This is a genomic window from Kitasatospora sp. NPDC004289 (assembly GCF_053602875.1).
In genome coordinates this window covers 93709-108109 of record NZ_JBSGEL010000018.1, presented here as the reverse complement: position 1 = coordinate 108109, position 14401 = coordinate 93709, and the positions used below count along the sequence as shown (strand labels likewise).

At 72.8% G+C, this 14401-nt stretch carries 17 protein-coding genes; 7 read left to right on the top strand and 10 right to left on the bottom strand.

Features of this window, described 5'->3' with window-relative positions:
- Positions 1 to 79 precede the first annotated feature (79 nt).
- On the top strand, positions 80 to 1225 hold the full coding sequence (locus ACWEPF_RS14835) for an adenosine deaminase (protein WP_345291051.1): 1146 nt from the start codon (positions 80 to 82) through the stop codon (positions 1223 to 1225).
- Positions 1226 to 1437: 212 nt separating this feature from the next.
- Positions 1438 to 1899, top strand: a complete 462-nt coding sequence (locus ACWEPF_RS14830; RefSeq protein WP_345291050.1) for a hypothetical protein — start codon at positions 1438 to 1440, stop codon at positions 1897 to 1899.
- A gap of 230 nt (positions 1900 to 2129) precedes the next feature.
- On the opposite strand, the gene ACWEPF_RS14825 is transcribed toward ACWEPF_RS14830, so the two are convergent.
- The 5 genes from ACWEPF_RS14825 to ACWEPF_RS14805 form a co-directional block, all read right to left on the bottom strand.
- The gene (locus ACWEPF_RS14825; protein WP_345291063.1) at positions 2130 to 2309 is read right to left on the bottom strand and encodes a PspC domain-containing protein; all 180 of its coding nucleotides are present in this window, start codon (positions 2307 to 2309) and stop codon (positions 2130 to 2132) included.
- Positions 2310 to 2577: 268 nt separating this feature from the next.
- Positions 2578 to 3207 carry a VanZ family protein gene (locus ACWEPF_RS14820; RefSeq protein WP_452172809.1) on the bottom strand — a complete coding sequence of 210 codons (630 nt, stop codon included), beginning with the start codon at positions 3205 to 3207 and terminating at the stop codon, positions 2578 to 2580.
- Between the two features lie 58 nt (positions 3208 to 3265).
- Entirely contained in the window at positions 3266 to 3592 is a 327-nt protein-coding gene (locus ACWEPF_RS14815; protein WP_452172808.1) for a hypothetical protein, read from the bottom strand.
- Entirely contained in the window at positions 3589 to 5070 is a 1482-nt protein-coding gene (locus tag ACWEPF_RS14810; protein ID WP_345291047.1) for a HAMP domain-containing sensor histidine kinase, read from the bottom strand. Before ACWEPF_RS14810 ends, ACWEPF_RS14815 begins: the two co-directional genes overlap by 4 nt.
- 61 nt (positions 5071 to 5131) lie before the next feature.
- Entirely contained in the window at positions 5132 to 5815 is a 684-nt protein-coding gene (locus ACWEPF_RS14805; RefSeq protein WP_345291046.1) for a response regulator transcription factor, read from the bottom strand.
- A 234-nt stretch (positions 5816 to 6049) separates the two neighbouring features.
- On the opposite strand from ACWEPF_RS14805, the gene ACWEPF_RS14800 reads away from it, so the two are divergent.
- Positions 6050 to 6946, top strand: coding sequence for a SigE family RNA polymerase sigma factor (locus tag ACWEPF_RS14800; protein ID WP_345291045.1), 897 nt, complete (start codon positions 6050 to 6052; stop codon positions 6944 to 6946).
- A gap of 477 nt (positions 6947 to 7423) precedes the next feature.
- Here ACWEPF_RS14800 and ACWEPF_RS14795 read toward each other — a convergent pair whose 3' ends face one another.
- From ACWEPF_RS14795 to deoC, 5 genes are all read right to left on the bottom strand, one after another.
- A complete protein-coding gene (locus ACWEPF_RS14795; RefSeq protein WP_452172830.1) occupies positions 7424 to 8059 on the bottom strand; it encodes an ATP-binding protein in 636 nt (211 codons plus the stop codon).
- Positions 8060 to 8123: 64 nt separating this feature from the next.
- Positions 8124 to 8525: a hypothetical protein gene (locus tag ACWEPF_RS14790; protein ID WP_452172807.1), complete on the bottom strand. Its 402-nt coding sequence runs from the start codon at positions 8523 to 8525 to the stop codon at positions 8124 to 8126.
- A 266-nt stretch (positions 8526 to 8791) separates the two neighbouring features.
- A complete protein-coding gene (locus tag ACWEPF_RS14785) occupies positions 8792 to 9688 on the bottom strand; it encodes an aldehyde dehydrogenase family protein (protein ID WP_452172806.1) in 897 nt (298 codons plus the stop codon).
- On the bottom strand, positions 9681 to 11168 hold the full coding sequence (locus tag ACWEPF_RS14780) for an aldehyde dehydrogenase family protein (RefSeq protein ID WP_345291042.1): 1488 nt from the start codon (positions 11166 to 11168) through the stop codon (positions 9681 to 9683). Before ACWEPF_RS14780 ends, ACWEPF_RS14785 begins: the two co-directional genes overlap by 8 nt.
- Positions 11169 to 11173: 5 nt before the next feature.
- Entirely contained in the window at positions 11174 to 12160 is a 987-nt protein-coding gene (deoC, locus tag ACWEPF_RS14775; protein ID WP_345291041.1) for a deoxyribose-phosphate aldolase, read from the bottom strand.
- 125 nt (positions 12161 to 12285) lie between these two features.
- Here deoC and ACWEPF_RS14770 point away from each other — a divergent pair, with 125 nt between their 5' ends.
- Genes ACWEPF_RS14770 through ACWEPF_RS14755 form a run of 4 tightly spaced genes read left to right on the top strand, consistent with a single transcriptional unit; the run spans position 12286 to position 14388 of the window.
- Entirely contained in the window at positions 12286 to 12666 is a 381-nt protein-coding gene (locus ACWEPF_RS14770; RefSeq protein ID WP_452172805.1) for a hypothetical protein, read from the top strand.
- Positions 12660 to 13001, top strand: a complete 342-nt coding sequence (locus ACWEPF_RS14765) for a type II toxin-antitoxin system PemK/MazF family toxin (RefSeq protein WP_452172804.1) — start codon at positions 12660 to 12662, stop codon at positions 12999 to 13001. The genes ACWEPF_RS14770 and ACWEPF_RS14765 overlap by 7 nt, the downstream gene beginning before the upstream one ends.
- Positions 13002 to 13057: 56 nt before the next feature.
- Positions 13058 to 13660, top strand: a complete 603-nt coding sequence (locus ACWEPF_RS14760; protein WP_452172803.1) for a TetR/AcrR family transcriptional regulator — start codon at positions 13058 to 13060, stop codon at positions 13658 to 13660.
- Positions 13657 to 14388 (top strand): leucine-rich repeat domain-containing protein, encoded by a 732-nt coding sequence (locus tag ACWEPF_RS14755; protein WP_452172802.1) that lies wholly within the window; start codon positions 13657 to 13659, stop codon positions 14386 to 14388. The genes ACWEPF_RS14760 and ACWEPF_RS14755 overlap by 4 nt, the downstream gene beginning before the upstream one ends.
- Positions 14389 to 14401 lie beyond the last annotated feature (13 nt).

Below are 14401 nucleotides of genomic sequence, written 5' to 3'. Positions count from 1 at the left end.
GGCGCTCCGCGCTGCGCCGTTCGATGGAATCCGGGATTCTGCGTGGTGAATCTACGCGCGTAGGGGCTACACTCCCGCAATGGAGAAGCAGACTGCCATCACGGGCACCACAGGCCCCCGCATCCCCACCGCCGACCAGATCGCCCGCGCACCGAAGGTGCTGCTGCACGACCACCTGGACGGCGGTCTGCGCCCCGAGACCATCGTCGAGCTGGCCGCAGCCGTCGGGTACGAGGGGCTCCCGACCACCGACCCCAAGGAGCTGGGAGTGTGGTTCCGCGAGGCGGCCGACTCCGGTTCGCTGGTGCGGTACCTGGAGACCTTCGCGCACACCTGCGCGGTGATGCAGACCCGCGAGGCGCTGGTGAAGGTCGCCGCCGACTGTGCGGAGGACCTGGCCGCCGACGGCGTCGTCTACGCCGAGGTGCGCTACGCGCCGGAGCAGCACCTGGAGAAGGGCCTGACCCTCGACGAGGTCGTGGAGGCGGTCAACGAGGGCTTCCGCCTCGGCGAGGCGAACGCCCGCGAGAAGGGTCACCGGATCCGGGTGGGCACGCTGCTGACGGCCATGCGGCACGCCGCCCGTTCGCAGGAGATCGCCGAGCTGGCCAACCGCTACCGGGACCAGGGCGTGGTCGGCTTCGACATCGCCGGCGCCGAGGCGGGCCACCCGCCGACCCGGCACCAGGGCGCCTTCGACTACCTCAAGGGCGAGAACAACCACTTCACCATCCACGCCGGCGAGGCCTTCGGCCTGCCGTCGATCTGGGAGGCGCTGCAGTGCTGCGGCGCGGACCGCCTCGGCCACGGCGTCCGGATCATCGACGACATCACCGTCAACGAGGACGGCTCCGTGGAGCTGGGCCGGCTGGCCGCCTACGTGCGCGACAAGCGCGTCCCGCTGGAGATGTGCCCGACCTCCAACCTCCAGACGGCGGCGGCGAGTTCCTACGCCGAGCACCCGATCGGCCTGCTCAGCCGGCTGAAGTTCCGGGTCACCGTCAACACCGACAACCGCCTGATGAGCGGGACGTCGATGAGCCAGGAGTTCGGCCACCTGGTGGACGCCTTCGGCTACACCCTGGCGGACATGGAGTGGTTCACCGTCAACGCGATGAAGTCCGCGTTCCTGCCCTTCGACGAGCGGCTGGCGATGATCAACGACGTGATCAAGCCGGGCTACGCCGAGCTCAAGGCCGAGTGGCTGTTCAGCGCCAAGGCCTGACATCTGCTCGGATGGCCGAACGGATGAGCGCGGAACCGTGACCACTGGTTCCGCGCTCATCTGACAAATGGGCCAAGTGAGTTACGCGTCTTTGATCCGCGTGCGACGCAGTCACTACGGTGTGCCAGTCACAGCTGACACGGCGTAGCGGTGGGCACTCCATGGGTGCGTGCCGTCGCGTCGGCCACCGACGAGGACACGAGGACCAACTCATGAAGCAGGCCACTCTGAAGGCTGCCGGGACCGCTGCGCTCGGCGTCGCGATCGCGGCCGTTGCTGCCGGTTCCGCCTCCGCTGCCGCCCCGGGCGGGCTCGGGGGCCCGACCAGCTTGCTCACCAACTCCGGTGCGCTGACCGGTGCCGCGACCAGCACCGTCGGCAAGCTGCCCGCCACCGCCCCGGTCACCGAGGCCGTCGGCAACCTCAACCCGGACGTGGCCGGCCCGGTCGCGCAGGCCCCGGAGTCGGCCCAGCCGATGACCGCCCCGGTCACCGACCAGACCGCCCCGATGGTGGACGGCGCCGCCGCGCCGGTCGCCGACGCCGCCGCGCCGCGCGCCCTCCCGGTCCCGCTTCCCGGCGCGGAGGGCCTCGACAAGACGCCCGTCGGCAGCGTGACCGGCCTCGTCGGCGGCGGTCTGCCCGGCGGCGGCCTCCCGGGCATCGGCGGCTGACCCACTCCGTCCGGCTTCCGGGCCGTCGTCCGCACCTCGCGTGCGGGTGGCGGCCTCCGGTCCGGCCCGCTCCCCGTCCGGGGCGGGCCGTTCCCCGTTTCCGAGCCCCGGCCACCGCCTGACGCCCCGTCGCACACAGGGCCCCGTCACGAGGGGAGCCCCCGGCCGGCCCGCGAAGGGCCGACCGGGGGCTCCCGGCGTTCGGTGGACGGTCGGTGCGGGGCGGGTGCTCACGGCTCCTGGGGGAGCAGCAGCCAGAGCGCCAGGTAGATCAGGAACTGCGGGCCGGGGAGCAGGCAGGAGGCGATGGCGATGATCCGGACCGTCCAGGGGGCCAGCCCGAAACGCTTGGCGAGCCCGGCGCAGACGCCGGCGATGACGCGGTTGTGGCGGGGGCGGGCGAGGGCCATTCTGATCAGCTCCGTCTGACTGGCGCCCGGTCCGGCCTCTCCGGCGGGCATGACTCCATACTCCCGTCCCGATCCCGCCGGGCCGTCCGTCTGGATGCCGATCCCCGACCCCGCCTTCTCACCGGGCAGGAGTACTCCCCGGGTCAGGGTTCCCCTCGGGGTTACCCCGAGTGCACCGGCCGCACGGCCGGGCGTCAGCAGCGCGTCGCCGTCCTCGATGGTCCGTCAGCCGAAGGCGAAGCCCGGCGGGAAGCTCCGACGAACAGGCCTAGCGGGAGGGCTGAGCCCCCGTCAGGCCGCCGCGCCGGCCGGCCTCCAGCGGCCGCAGCGGGCGCTGGCCCTGGAAAGGCGCCTGGAACGGGGTCTGGAGCGGTGCCGGCTCCGCCGCCGGGTCCGGAGCGGCGTCGGACGGGCGGCCGGGGCGGCCGAGCGCGAGGGTCCAGGCCCGGGCGGCCGGGACGACGGCCAGGTGGAGCACGCCGGCGCCGAGGGTACCGAGCATCAGGTCGTCCACGTTCAGCACGTGGCCGGGCGCCCAGCCCTTGAGGATCTCCAGCGCGGTGGCGATCAGCGCCGTGGTGCCCGCGGTCCGCAGCAGCGAGGGCAGCCAGCGGGCCCGTACCCGGCCGCCGGCCAGCGGCAGCAGCACCCCGAGCGGGGCCAGCGGCAGCAGCCCGCCGGCCAACTGCCGGGCGCCCTCGGGCCAGCCGAGTTCGAAGGCGTACCGGACCGAGCCGAAGGGCGTCAGGTTGGCCGGGCTGGTCCAGCCGACGTCCACCGGCCGCAGCACCACCCACCCGACCAGTCCGAGGTACGCCGCCAGCAGCAGCACGCCCACCAGCCGCAGCCGGGCCGACACCGCCGGCCCGCCACGTCCCGTCTCCGCCTGATCGGTCACACCCCCCACGACGTGGCCGCCGGACCGAACGGTTCCACGGCCGGCCGGGTGACGCCCGTTACGGGCAGCGCGAGGGATTCGCGGTCGGTGTGGGCGTGGGCGTCGGGGTCGGCGTCTGGCTGACGCTGAACAGCGGGGCCGGGGTCGGCGAGACCGCCGGTGCCTTGGCCGCCCCTGAGCCGGAACCGGAGCCCGAGTCGGACTCGGACCCGGCGGAGGAGACGGAGGGCCTCGGGGCGGGGGCCTCCGGGATGTGCACCGGGCTCGGGCAGGCGGTGCGGACGGCCGGGGCGCCCGCGTCGACCGGGACGGCGGTGGGGCGGATGCCGCAGCCGGTCAGGGCGAGGGCGAGGAGGGCGCCCGCCAGGAGCTGACGGGGGGTCACTGGGTGGCCTCCTCGGGACGGATCGGGAGGGTGAGGGTGAAGACGGCGCCGCCGTCGGGGGAGTTGGCGGCGGTGATGGTGCCGCCGTGGATCTGCGCGTTGGCCATCGCGATGGACAGCCCCAGACCGCTGCCCTCGGACCGGGCGCGGCCCTTGTCGGCCTTGTAGAAGCGGTCGAAGACGTGCGGCAGCACGTCCTCCGGGATGCCCGGGCCGCTGTCGGAGACGTCGATGACCACCTTCTCGCCGTCCTGGCGGACCTTCACCCGCACCGGCGAGCCGCCGTGCTTGAGGGCGTTGCCGATCAGGTTGGCGAAGACCACGTCCAGGCGCCGGGGGTCCACCACCGCGAGGATGCCGCGCGGCGCGTCCACCTCCACCGCGTCGTACCAGGCGCGGCCGTCGATGCAGGACATGATCAGATCCGCCACGTCCACCTCGTCGGCGACCAGCTTGGCGGTGCCCGCGTCGAAGCGGGTCACCTCCATCAGGTTCTCCACCAGGTCGGACAGGCGCCTGGTCTCGCTGACCACCAGCCGGACGGCGGGCTCGATCATCGGGTCCAGCGACTCGGCCTCGTCCTCCAGGATGTCCGTGACGGCGGTCATCGCGGTGAGCGGGGTGCGCAGCTCGTGCGACATGTCGGCGACGAACCGGCGGCTCTGCGCCTCCCGGGCGCTGAGCTCGGCGACCTGCTCGGAGAGCGCCTCGGCGGTGCTGTTGAACGTCCGCGCCAGGTCCGAGAGTTCGTCCGCCCCCTCGATCTCCAGGCGGGTGTCCAGGTGGCCCTCGCCGAGCCGGCGGGCGGCCTCGCCGAGGTGGCGCACCGGCCGCAGCACGGTGGCGGCGGCCGCCTGGGCGATCAGGGCCGAGCCGATCAGCGCCAGCAGGGTGGCGATCGCCAGCGACCAGCCCAGGGTGTTGAGGTCGGTCCGCTCGTTGGCCAGCGACTTGAACATGTAGGCGGTCAGATCGGTGTTCACCACCCGGCTGCCGCCGACCAGGTACGGGCCGTCCAGGTTCAACCGCTGCCAGTACAGGTGGTACTCGTACGGCTGGGCGGCGCTGACCTGGCGCGGCGTGTCGACGATCGACCGCAGTGAGGCCGGCACCTGCGCCTCGGTGAACCGGGTCGGGTTGGAGGAGGCGACGCAGCCGGTCACCTTCGGGTCGACCACCACCACGTCGTAGTTGAGCCCCGAGGCGGCCACCTGTTGGGCGAGGTAGGTGAGTTCGGCACAGGCCGGACTGCCGGAGACGGAGCCGACGTTCCGCGAGACCGATCCCCGGAAGTCGTTGAGCGCGGTGTTCTGGGCGCGCTTGAGCACGCCGTCGCGGTTCAGCCAGTAGGCGATGCCGGAGGCCGAGCAGGCGGTGGTCAGCGCCACCACGGCGAACACCGCGACCAGCCGCACCCGGAGCGAGCGCAGGTGGAGGCTGCGCCCCGGGCGGCGGGGCGCGGTCTGGGGGTCGGTCACGTCGGCTGGTCTCCGGTCGGTTCCGGTCCGGTCAGGGGGAGGAGCGGGTGCTGAGCGGCCGTCAGGGCTGGGACGGCGGGTCGAGCCGGTAGCCCACCCCGCGGACGGTGCGGATCAGGGTCGGGGCGGACGGGACGTCCTCCACCTTGGCCCGCAGCCGCTGCACGCAGGCGTCCACCAGCCGGGAGTCGCCCAGGTAGTCGTGCTCCCAGACCAGCCGCAGCAGCTGCTGGCGGGACAGCGCCTGGCCCGGCCGGCGGCTCAGCTCCAGCAGCAAGCGCAGCTCGGTGGGCGTCAGTTGGAGGTCCGCGCCGTCCTTGGTGACGGTCATCGCGGAGCGGTCGATGACCACGCTGCCGTAGGTGGAGGAGTCCGAGCTCTCGCGCTCGCCCCGGCGCAGCACCGCCCTGATCCGGGCGTCCAGCACCCGGGGCTGCACCGGCTTGACCACGTAGTCGTCCGCGCCGGACTCCAGGCCGACCACCACGTCGATGTCGTCGGAGCGTGCGGTGAGCAGGATGATCGGCAGCTGGTCGGTGCGCCGGATCCGGCGGCAGACCTCGAAGCCGTCGATCCCGGGGAGCATGACGTCGAGCACGATCAGGTCCGGACGCTGCTCCTTGAACAGCTTGAGGCCGTCCTCGCCCGAGGCGGCGGCGGCCACACGGTGACCCTGGCGGGTGAGGGCGAGTTCGAGGCCGGTCCGGATGGCGTCGTCGTCCTCGATCAGAAGGAGGAAAGGCACGGGCTCATTCTGGACCACGGGGCGCCGGGCTTCACCCACCAGGGGAGGTCGTGCAACTCCTCTGCAACCGGAACCTCCGCTTCTGGCGTCCCCCTCCGACGGGCCGAAGGTCCCGGCGGCTGTGACAGCCCTGTGACAGTCGGCGGACACCCCCATCACAACGGGACGGCAGGATTTTCCATGTCGCCGCAGTTCCCGGGCGGCAGGAACCGTACCGACCCACGGGGGTGCACGATGAACGCCACGCTCAAGACCCGCAGCAACGCGGCAGTCAACCACGCGCGTTCGTCCCGCACGCACTTCGAGGTGAGGACGGACGAGAACTCCGGTGCCGTGATCGTACGGGGGTGCGCACACAGCACCGGGTCCCGCCGCCTCGGCGGGACGAGGGGGGAGCTGTACGGAATCGGTCGCATGGGGAGTGCGACCGAGTCCGCGCAGACCCTGACGCTGCGCGGGGTGCTCCCCGTCGTCGGCGGACAGGGGCGCGAGAGCGCCGGTGCCACGCTGCTGCGGCTCGCGCCGCAGCCCGTGGCGCCCGCCCGGCCGGCCGAGGAGCCGGCGGCCCCGGCCGCCGCGTTCGAGCCGGCGAAGGCCGAACCCGGCGACAACATCGCCGAGTTCACCGCCTACGTGCAGGCCCGCCGGGCCTCGCTGTTCGCCACCGCGTACCACCTGACCGGCGACCGGTACGAGGCCGAGGACCTGCTGCAGAGCGCGCTGTTCTCCACCTACCGCGCCTGGGACCGGATCACCGACAAGGCCGCGGTCGGCGGGTACCTGCGCCGCACCATGACCAACCTGCACATCTCCGCCTGGCGCCGCCGCAAGGTCGCCGAGTACCCGACCGAGGAGCTGCCGGAGACCGCCGGCGACACCGACGCGATGGGCGGCACCGAGCTGCGCGCCGTGCTCTGGCAGGCGCTGGCGAAGCTGCCGGAGAACCAGCGCACCATGCTGGTGCTCCGCTACTACGAGGGCCGCACCGACCCGGAGATCGCCGGCATCCTCGGCATCAGCGTCGGCACCGTCAAGAGCAGCATCTGGCGCGCGCTGCGCCGCCTGCGCGACGACGAGCAGCTCAACCGCAACGGCGACACCGTGCACGCCTTCGGCGAGCTGGTGGCGTGACGCCGTAACGAGACTCCCGTCGGGGGACGGGAAAGGTCACGTCAGGGAACCGGTAGCCGACTCGGGGGAGCGGTGGCCGGAAGGAACGTGGCCGTAACGGAAGGGCCCGGTGCCGGGGAGCGGCACCGGGCCCTTCTGCATGCACGCGTACCGCGTCGTCCCGAGCGGGGCGGAGCTGACGGAGCGCCACCGCTCGGCCCGGTGCAGGGCAGCCCGCTCCGGGCGGCGCGGGGTTCGGACTTCGGACGTCGGACGTCGGTCGTCGGACGGTGGCGGGAGCCGGGCTGCGGGCGGCCTTCGTCGTGCGGCCCGCCGAGAGTCCGGCCTTCTCGGATGTTCGGGGCCCACGGGCGTGCCGTCAGGTCGTGGAGGGTGCCGGTCGGCAGGCGGCTGCCAGGGCTCGGCCCGGTGCCGGTCCGGCCGTCCCGGGTGTCGGGAGGTTCGTGTGGCCGGGCGGCCAGGGCCTCGGATCCGCCGTCAGACCGTCGCGGGAGCCGGGCTGCGGGTGGCCACCGCGCGGACCCGCTGCTCGGCCTCCGGGCCGGCGCAGGCCAGGGCGCCGAGCTCGACCTGGCGGGCGACGATGCCGCGCTCGGCGCGCATCAGGCGCCAGCCGCGCCGGATCAGCATCGGCACGGACTTGCGGCCCTCGCGGACGTCGCGGCGGAAGCGCCGCCAGGCGGTGGTGGTCGGGCGGTTGCGCAGGCAGATCGCCTCGCCGAGCAGGCCCTGGTCCGCGCAGAGGTTCGCCAGCTCGGCCGCGAATATCCCCTCGGCGATGAAGGCCGGGGCCCCGTTCAGGTCCAACTCCCGGCTGCCGGCCCGTCCGTTGGCCGGGATCGAGTACACCGGGACCTCGGCCCGCCCGGTCTCCGCCAGCCGGCGGACCGCCTCCAGGGCCTGGTCCAGGTGCCAGGAGAGCGGCGAGTCCCAGTCGGTCCCGCCGCCGGCCTCGGCCGGGAGGCGGGGCAGCGTCGGGTCGTCGCCGTCCTTGTAGAAGTCGTCGAGCTGGAGCACCGGCAGTCCGGTCCGCTCGGCCAGCGAGGACTTGCCCGATCCGGAGGGCCCGGACAGCAGGACGACCAGCGCACGCGCCGTCGGGGCGGGGTTCATGGGGGAGTCACTCACGAGACACCAGTCTGACGCACTCCCGGGCGATCCCGAAACCGACGGGACGTCAGTTCTTCGACGGGGGCGAGACGAGCGCCACACCCAGCGCGGGCAGGTACCGGCTGTGCACCTGGACGTACACCGGGCCGCCGTCGGCGGGCTCGTACCGCTTGGCCGCCCAGTCCTCGTCGTGCCAGACCCCCGGCTCCGGGTCCAGCAGCTCCCCGCCGACCGGGAACTCCAGGTACGGGTACGCCCGGGACCCGAACGCCGCCTCCGCCCGCCCGGGGGTGAACAGCAGGCTCCCGTTGGTGTACTCGGCCGGCCATCCCGGGCGTCCGGAGCGCACCGCGCAGGGCAGCCTGGTCTGCTTCCCGGCCCGCAGCCGGCGCATCGCCCGCCGCGCGCGCAGCGCCCGCAGCGGCCCGTCCCCCATCAGCACGGCCAGCTCGCCGAGGATCTCCCACATCCCGAACCCCCCAAGATCGTTTCCCTTCGACGACCCTACGACGCAGCTCAGCGCGGGTGCACCCCCGTGCGGAGGGTCCCGCCCCTAGGGGATGACAGGCAGGGATGCGACCACGGGCGGAGGAAGGACGGGGCCGGCCCGGGAAAGGGCGACGGGCCCGCGCAAGGGGGGGAGATGCGCGGGCCCGTCCGTGGCCCGTCCGGGCCCTGGGGGGGTGAGGGCACGGGGGACGGGCCAGTCTGTGTGGAGTTGTCCCTGACGGAAGGTCAGATACCCATCGGGTGCCAGACCGTCTTGGTCTCCAGGAAGGAGAGTAGCCGCTCGGTTCCGGGCGCATTGGTCCAGGCCAAGTCGGTCTCGCCGAGCTCCGGGCGGAGCACTCGCTTCAGGGTATCCGCGGCCAGCACCTCCAGCTCGGTCGCCGCGCCGGGCCCGTCCGAGGCGATCGCCCCGGCCAGGTCCAGCCCGTTGACGTCCTGGTGCGAGGCCAGCGTCGGCGCGATGTCGGCGGTCCGGCCCGAGATGACGTTGACCACGCCGCCCGGCAGGTCCGAGGTGGCGAGCACCTCGCCCAGCGAGAGCGCGGGCAGCGGGGCCTCGGCGGCGGCCGCGACCACCACGGTGTTGCCCGCCGCGATCGCCGGGGCGATCACCGAGATCAGGCCGAGGAAGGAGAAGCCCGTCCCGGACTGCGGGGCGACCACGCCGATGACGCCCGAGGGCTCCGGGGTGGAGATGTTGAAGAACGGCCCGGCCACCGGGTTGGTGTTGCCCGCGATCTGGGCGATCTTGTCGGTCCAGCCCGCGTACCAGACCCAGCGGTCGATCGCGGCGTCCACCAGGGCGGCGGCCTTCTTGGTGCCGATGCCCTCGGCGGCGGCCACCTCGGCGGCGAACTGCTCGCGGCGGCCCTGGAGCATCTCGGCGATCCGGTACAGCACCTGGCCGCGGTTGTACGCGGTGGTGCCGGCCCAGCCCTTCACGGCGCCGCGGGCGGCCTGCACCGCGTCACGGGTGTCCTTGCGGGTGCCGAGCGGGGCGTTGGCGAGCCACTGGCCCTTGGAGTCGGTCACCTCGTACACCCGCCCGCTCTCGGAGCGCGGGAACTTCCCGCCGACGTACAGCTTGTAGGTCTTGAAGACGCTCAGGGTGGTCTCAGACATCGAGGTACGCCTCCAGGCCGTGGCGGCCGCCCTCGCGGCCGTAGCCCGACTCCTTGTAGCCGCCGAACGGCGAGGTCGGGTCGAACTTGTTGAAGGTGTTGGCCCAGACCACACCGGCCTTGAGCTGGTTCGCCATCCAGAGGATGCGCGAGCCCTTCTCGGTCCAGATGCCCGCCGACAGGCCGTACGGGGTGTTGTTGGCCTTCTCGACCGCCTCGGTCGGGGTGCGGAAGGTCAGCACCGAGAGCACCGGGCCGAAGACCTCCTCGCGGGCGATCCGGTGCGCCTGGGTGACGCCGGTGAACAGCGTCGGGCGGAACCAGTAACCGGCGCCCGGGAGTTCGCACTCCGGGGCCCAGCGCTCGGCGCCCTCCAGCTCGCCGATCTCCGAGAGCTCGGTGATCCGGGCCAGCTGGGCGGCCGAGTTGATGGCGCCGATGTCGGTGTTCTTGTCCAGCGGGTCGCCGACCCGCAGGGTGGCCATCCGGCGCTTGAGGGCGTCCAGCAGCTCGTCCTGGATCGACTCCTGGACCAGCAGGCGCGAGCCCGCGCAGCAGACGTGGCCCTGGTTGAAGAAGATGCCGTTGACGATGCCCTCGACCGCCTGGTCGATCGGCGCGTCGTCGAAGACGATGTTGGCGGCCTTGCCGCCGAGCTCCAGCGAGAGCTTCTTGCGGGTGCCCGCGACCTGCTTGGCGATCGCCCGGCCGACGGGGGTGGAGCCGGTGAAGGCCACCTTGTTGACGTCCGGGTGGGAGGTCAGCGCGGCGCCGGTGCGGCCGTCGCCGGTGACGATGTTGACGACGCCCTTGGGCAGACCGGCCTGGCGGCAGATCTCGGCGAACCGCAGCGCGGTCAGCGGGGTGGTCTGGGCCGGCTTGAGCACGACCGTGTTGCCGGTGGCCAGCGCGGGGGCGATCTTCCAGGCCAGCATCAGCAGCGGGAAGTTCCACGGGATGACCTGGCCGGCCACGCCGAGCGGCTTCGGGTTCGGCCCGTAGCCGGCGTAGTCGAGCTTGTCGGCCCAGCCCGCGTAGTAGAAGAAGTGCGCGGCGACCAGCGGCAGGTCGACGTCCCGGGTCTCCCGGATCGGCTTGCCGTTGTCGATCGACTCCAGCACCGCCAGCTCGCGCGAGCGCTCCTGGACGATCCGGGCGATCCGGAAGAGGTACTTGGCCCGCTCGCTGCCCGGCAGCGCCGACCAGTCGGCGAAGGCCCGGCGGGCGGCGGCGACGGCGCGGTCCACGTCCTCGTCGGTGCCCTGGGCGAACTCGGCCAGCACCTGCTCGGTGGCCGGGTTGACGGTCTTCAGCGCCTCGCTGCCGGAGGAGTCGACGAAGGCGCCGTCGATGAAGTGCCCGTAGGAGGTGGCGATGTCACCGGCGGCGGCCGGGGACTCGGGCGCCGGGGCGTACGTGAACAGGCCGCCCTTGGGGGCCTCGGCCTGCTGCGGCTGGGGGGTGTTCTTGTTCTTGGCCACGAGGATCAGTCCACCGTCACGTAGTCGGGACCGGAGTACCGGCCGGTGGTCAGCTTCTGACGCTGCATCAGCAGGTCGTTGAGCAGGCTGGAGGCGCCGAAGCGGAACCAGTGCGGGGTCAGCCAGTCGTCGCCCAGCGTCTCGTTCACCATGACCAGGTACTTCATGGCGTCCTTGGTGGTCTTGATGCCACCGGCGGGCTTCACGCCGACCTGGATGCCGGTCGCCTGCTTGAAGTCCCGGACGGCCTCCAGCATCAGCAGGGTGACCGGGGGAGTGGCGTTGACCGTCACCTTGCCGGTGGAGGTCTTGATGAAGTCGGCGCCGGCCAGCATGGCCAGCCAGGAGGCGCGGCGGACGTTGTCGTACGTCTGCAGCTCGCCGGTCTCGAAGATCACCTTGAGGTGGGCGGCGGTGCCGTCGGGGCGCTTGCACGCCTCCTTGACCGCGACGATCTCCTGGAAGACGTCCATGTAGCGGCCGGAGAGGAAGGCCCCCCGGTCGATCACCATGTCGATCTCGTCGGCGCCGGCGGCCACCGCGTCGGCGGTGTCGGCCAGCTTCACCGGCAGCGCGGCGCGGCCGGCCGGGAAGGCGGTGGCCACCGAGGCCACCTGGATGTCGGTACCGGCCAGGGCGGCCTTCGCGGTGGCGACCATGTCCGGGTAGACGCAGATCGCGGCGACCCGGGGGGCGGTCGGGTCGCTCGGGTCGGGGTTCCGGCCCTTGGTGCACAGGGCGCGCACCTTGCCGACCGTGTCCGCGCCTTCCAGCGTGGTCAGGTCGATCATCGAGATCGCCAGGTCGATGGCGTACGCCTTCGCCGTGGTCTTGATCGAACGGGTGCCGAGGGTGGCGGCGCGGGCTTCCAGGCCGACGGCGTCGACGCCGGGCAGGCCGTGCAGGAAACGGCGGAGCGAGGCCTCGGACGCCGCAACGTCCTGAAGGCCGCCGCCCGCAGCGCCGGGGGCATTGGCTGCAACAGTGGACATGGTCACAAGAGCAGCATATCTACGCGCGTAGCAACGCGCCAGACCCAGCCACGTTCGATGCACGACCGATATCTCCCGCCAGTTCTTGCTTGACGGTGCGCGAAGGCGGCCGGGAGACTTGCTGTATGACATCTGTACGACATGATCGTGGTCCGGCGGTTGGGTCGGACAAGAAGCGGGCGAAGAAGGCGGTCGCCAAGAAGGGTGCGTCCGCCAAGGCCAAGCGCGGTCCGGTCGCGGCCGGTCCGGCCGGCAGTCAGGTGGCGCAGGTACGCCTTCGGGGTGACGAGGTGAGGGCCCTGCGGGAGGTGATGTCCGCCCTGCAGCTGGAGTCGACCTCGGATGCCCTCAGGGAGGGGCTGCGCCTCCTGGCCCGGGAGGCCGCGGAGGTGACCGCGGCCGAGGAGATCCGCGCCTTCCACGGTGGGTACCCGGCTCCCCTGCCCGATGGCGTGTCCGAGCCGACCGAGGCCGAGCTGGCGGCCGTGGACGAGATGCAGTGGTGAGCCGGGGTGCGGCACTCCGTGGCGAGGTGTGGGCCTGTGCGTTGCCGCAGCCGTTGGGGCCCCACCCCGTGGTGGTCCTGACGGTGAACCGGATCGCGGAGCCACTGGCTGCGGTGACGGTCGTGCTGATCACCGGTACCTCCGGCCCGGAGTCCACGCACGTCCCGGTCGGGCCGGAGTCGGGTCTGACCAAGTACGACGAGTCGTACGTGAACTGTGCGGACCTGCACACCGTGGCCAAGGCGCGGCTCCGCAAGAGGCTCGGGCTGCTGGCTCCGGCCGAGCTGCGCCGGGTGGAGGACGCGATTCGCCTGGTCCTGGGCCTGCGCAACTGAGCCGCCCGGTCGCGGGGCTGCGCCCGGGTCTGCGGGTGCGTGCATAGAGTTGGGCGGTGACCTCCTCAGAGAAGCCGGCGAAGCGGACCGGGCGGCGGCCCGGTGGGGCCGACACCCGGCGGACGGTGTTGGAAGCCGCGCGGGCCGAGTTCGCCGCGCGCGGGTACGAGAAGGCGAGCATGCGGGCGATCGCCCGGGCCGCCGGGGTGGATGCGGCGTTGCTGCACCACTACTTCGGCACCAAGGACCAACTCTTCCTCGCCGCCCTGGAGTTGCCCGTCGATCCACGGGCCGTGGTGGAGCTGGCGCTGGCCGGCGACCAGGCCGGCGTCGGCGGCCGGGTGGCCGATTTCCTGCTGACGCTCTGGGAGCAGCCCGGCGTGCTGGACCGTCTGCTGGCGCTGATCCGGGCGGCCGCCACCACCGAGCAGGTGGCGGCGCTGATGCGGGGCTTCGTCGCGGCCGAGCTGATCGACCGGATCGCCTCCCGGCTGGAGGTCGAACAGCCCGAGCTGCGCGCCGAGTTGATGTTCTCCCAGATCGTCGGACTGGCGATGGCCCGCTACGTGGTGAAGGTCGAGCCGCTCGCCTCCGCCACCCGCGACGAGCTGCACCCGCTGATCGCCCGCACCTTCCAGAACTACCTGGTGACGCCGTGACCGGGACGGACGAGCCGACCCTCGACCTCTGGAAGCAGCGCCTGGGTCACGTCCCCGAGGAGGTCTGGCGTCGCACCGAGCTGCGCGTCCTGATCCTCGCCGACAACGAGCTCACCGAGCTGTCGCCCGCCGTCGCCGCCCTCCGGCGGCTCCGCACCCTCGACCTCGGCCACAACCGCCTCACCGAAGTCCCGCCCGAGCTGGGCGAGTTGACGGACCTCTCGGACTTCCTCTACCTGCACGACAATCACCTCACCGCCCTCCCCGATGCCCTCGGCCGCCTTGCCGCGCTGCGCTACCTCAACATCGGCGAGAACCGCCTCTCCCGCCTCCCGGACGCCCTCGCCGGCCTCGCCTCCCTCCGCGAACTCCGCGCCGAGCACAACCGCCTGGCCGCCCTCCCCGCCACCCTCGGCCGGCTCCGCTCCCTCCGCGAACTCCATCTGCGCGGCAACGCCATCACCGAACTCCCCTCCTCCACCGCCGCGTTGGCCGACCTCCGGTACCTCGACCTGCGGGACAACCGGCTGACCGCCGTCCCGGAGCCGCTCGCCGCCCTGCCCCGGCTGCGCCACCTCGACCTGCGCTCCAACCAGCTGGCCACCCTTCCCGACTGGGTCGCCGAACTCCCCGCCCTGGAGAAGCTCGACCTGCGCTGGAACGCGGCCCGCCCCTCCCCGGCCGCCCTGGCCGAGCTCACCCGCCGCGGTTGCGCCGTCCTGTACTGACGGCCCGCCACCA

Bases quoted from the DNA above. Each gene is read 5' to 3' on its own strand.
- ACWEPF_RS14790 (WP_452172807.1), bottom strand. From the start codon at position 8,525: ATGTGGGAGATCCTCGGCGAGCTGGCCGTGCTGATGGGGGACGGGCCG.
- ACWEPF_RS14785 (WP_452172806.1), bottom strand. From the start codon at position 9,688: ATGTCTGAGACCACCCTGAGCGTCTTCAAGACCTACAAGCTGTACGTC.
- deoC (WP_345291041.1), bottom strand. From the start codon at position 12,160: ATGTCCACTGTTGCAGCCAATGCCCCCGGCGCTGCGGGCGGCGGCCTT.
- ACWEPF_RS14795 (WP_452172830.1), bottom strand. From the start codon at position 8,059: ATGAACCCCGCCCCGACGGCGCGTGCGCTGGTCGTCCTGCTGTCCGGG.
- ACWEPF_RS14835 (WP_345291051.1), top strand. From the start codon at position 80: ATGGAGAAGCAGACTGCCATCACGGGCACCACAGGCCCCCGCATCCCC.
- ACWEPF_RS14800 (WP_345291045.1), top strand. From the start codon at position 6,050: ATGAACGCCACGCTCAAGACCCGCAGCAACGCGGCAGTCAACCACGCG.
- ACWEPF_RS14825 (WP_345291063.1), bottom strand. From the start codon at position 2,309: ATGGCCCTCGCCCGCCCCCGCCACAACCGCGTCATCGCCGGCGTCTGC.
- ACWEPF_RS14830 (WP_345291050.1), top strand. From the start codon at position 1,438: ATGAAGCAGGCCACTCTGAAGGCTGCCGGGACCGCTGCGCTCGGCGTC.
- ACWEPF_RS14770 (WP_452172805.1), top strand. From the start codon at position 12,286: ATGACATCTGTACGACATGATCGTGGTCCGGCGGTTGGGTCGGACAAG.